This window comes from Colwellia sp. 12G3, assembly GCF_002836775.1.
In the GTDB taxonomy this organism is placed as follows: domain Bacteria; phylum Pseudomonadota; class Gammaproteobacteria; order Enterobacterales; family Alteromonadaceae; genus Colwellia.
On the sequence record NZ_PJAQ01000038.1, the window covers coordinates 1 to 2,661 of the forward strand.

Consider the following 2,661-nt stretch of genomic DNA (forward strand, 5'->3'; position numbering starts at 1 on the left):
TAGCCAACTATAATTTTCCGCTTAATGCGGCGTTATATGCCAAGGAATCTCCAGCAATGGATGCGCTCGAAAAATTAGCGGAGAGAAACCGCCAACATAATAAAATAAAAAAGGATGAAAAATTCTCAACATATTTTCTTATGTTAGGTTTATTGCCTTTCTATGCTGATCTCATTTACTCAAAATTTGTTGTCGGTTTAGAGTTTCCAGAAAGCTTTGGGTACTTTTTATTATCATTGGCTGGTAATTGTATATTCGCTTTTCCTGTTTTAGGTATGGGAAGTCTTTTGCTGTTTCCACGGGTACTGAAATTGTTTACTCTGATTGGTATACAAATTTGGTTTGCATATTTTTGGGTATACCATGAATTATCTTGGGTTGGCTTTTTACCTTTAGTAATTGTGTATATAATTTTTCAAATACAATTACCCAAAATAAAGCAGTGTGCCGCAGAAGAAGATGGCATATAACAAGCAATTCAACGTGACACGCAACAGTTGGCCGTGCTTCGTTCCTCGCAAGTTTAGCCAACTATTACTTAGCCCGTTAATTGGGCGTTAGCCGTCAGGAGTTCATTTCAAATTTTGCAAATAATCAACAAGCTCATGAATATATGTTGTTGGGTTATCTGTATGGTTAGCTTCAGAATGTACCAAAGATCTCTGAGCATTTTGTTTAGCGAATTCTAGTTGACCCGATAGCTTCTCAAAAATATCTTCGCTTCCTTTGGTGTACTCTGGAAATACAGCCTTAAGATCTTTTAAAACTTCATTACCAATACTTGAAGAACCAGTAGCATGGTATGGTTTTGTCGAGTATTGAAAATGTAATAAAATCCAATATTCAAAACAAGGGACCGAAACAGAAGCATGGAATACATCTTTAGGATTTTGTGCCGCTATCCTGACTAATGTATCCTCATATGTATCATGACTATCTTTATCAAAAACACAGTAAACTATGTCAAATGCATCACCTTTACACTTTTCTTTTTCAAAAAGTTCTAAAGCTCTTTCGAACACGCTTTTTGGACTTGAGCCACAAGTACCATCAATTTCCACATTTGCCGTATTTAATTTATAAAAATTTATTAATTCATTGAAGTAATTAGGCTCTGTTTTTTCACCTTCACAAACGATAAGTACTTTGTCATATGAGGCTCTTCTAGCCTTTCTTCGCTCCAGACCTTCGGCTACTTTAGCTTTTCTTTTATGAAATAAATTATCAGAACCCATCGATTAAGCCTCTTTTATATTAAAAGGTCTAATAAAAGGTAAGGCTCCATACCGTCCTGATAAATATCCAAGTTCAATATTTTCTTTGTCTTTTCTAGGGCTGAAGTCACTTAAAGGATATAAGGTAGTAGCTTGAGAACTGTCTTTCTCACAAAACCAAACCTGATCTCTTCGAAATACTTCTTGATTGAGAATAGATGTTTCATGTGTTGTAAAGATTAATTGAGCATTCTTTGGATTCGTTTTTTCATTGTGAAATAACTCAACCAAGTACTTAACCATCTTAGGGTGCAAACTATCATGTAGTTCATCGACAATTAATACATATCCATTTTTTAGTATATCAATCCAAGGCCCTGCAAAAGAGAAGAATTTCTTTGTCCCATCAGACTCATCTTCAAAGTCTAAAGGTACTAAATTACCTGTAGCGGTTTTATGGAGTGTTTTGATATCAATGAGTTCTTTCCCTTTCATTTCCTTAATGATTTTTTCTTTAACATCATCAGGGAATTCATCAGGCAATGAATTAGGATCAAATTTTTCTGTTTCAATCTTAATATCATGAATATCAAAATCAGCCGCCTTCAAGAATTTGAGGATTTCCTTTTTAGTAGAACTTTCTTCGCACATCGAAGCAGTAAAACTAGGACCCCATCCATCTATATTTGTAGGGCGTAGTTGTTCCTTAAACCAATTAAAAACAGGCTTTAATTGATCGCTGTTTAATTGTACAGCCGTAGATAATAGTAATGCATTTGAGCGGGTAGAGTTTTGCCAGACAGATTTTTGTCCTAATAAATAATCACTAAACTTATATTCGTATGCAGCCGTTTCATTGTTAAAAGCTCTCGAAAACCACCTTTGTGGCCTACCCTTGGGGTATGCAATTAACCACTCCTCAATTACTCTTGTTTTTGTAGCAGAAAAACCATATTGATATCTAATTCCCTCGCTAATAAATACCATTTCAAACTCTGTCGGTTCTTTTGAGGTAGTTTCATCAAAAAGAAAAGGAGTTACTGAAATCAAGTCACCCTCTTGATTTTTTGAAGCAGAATGGCGAACAATATACTCCATTTCCATTAGAGCTCTTATAACATTCGATTTACCTGCTGCATTTGGCCCATAAATTACTGAGGATCTGAGTAATGAAACACTTGAGGAGACGTCAGGTAAAAATGAATTACTTTTTTCTAATTCATTACCTTTAGCTTTAACCATGCTTAAAACTTGCTCTTCTTTAATTGAGCGATAGTTTTTCACAGTAAATTCGATGAACATTAGATTGCCTTGATTATATTTTTACAGGTATTTGTATATAAGTTATAGTAGCATTAAATATCATATTTACTACCGTTTAGTTCACTTAAAATGAACTTTTATAGTAAAAATCGCAACTAAAACGGCTAACAAGGCGTTTAAACGG

General features: G+C 34.4%; 3 protein-coding genes. 1 reads left to right on the forward strand and 2 read right to left on the reverse strand.

All coding sequences use genetic code 11. The annotated features are described in order from the left end of the window. Positions 1-470, forward strand: a 470-nt coding sequence (locus CXF71_RS10070) for a hypothetical protein (RefSeq protein WP_101232832.1), incomplete at its 5' end; no start/stop codon positions are given. A gap of 102 nt (positions 471-572) precedes the next feature. Here CXF71_RS10070 and CXF71_RS10075 read toward each other — a convergent pair. Together CXF71_RS10075 and CXF71_RS10080 are read right to left on the reverse strand one after the other, a co-directional pair. Beyond that, on the reverse strand, positions 573-1,235 hold the full coding sequence (locus CXF71_RS10075; protein WP_101232833.1) for an RloB family protein: 663 nt from the start codon (positions 1,233-1,235) through the stop codon (positions 573-575). 3 nt (positions 1,236-1,238) lie between these two features. After that, positions 1,239-2,516, reverse strand: coding sequence for an AAA family ATPase (locus CXF71_RS10080; RefSeq protein WP_101232834.1), 1,278 nt, complete (start codon positions 2,514-2,516; stop codon positions 1,239-1,241). Positions 2,517-2,661: the final 145 nt, after the last annotated feature.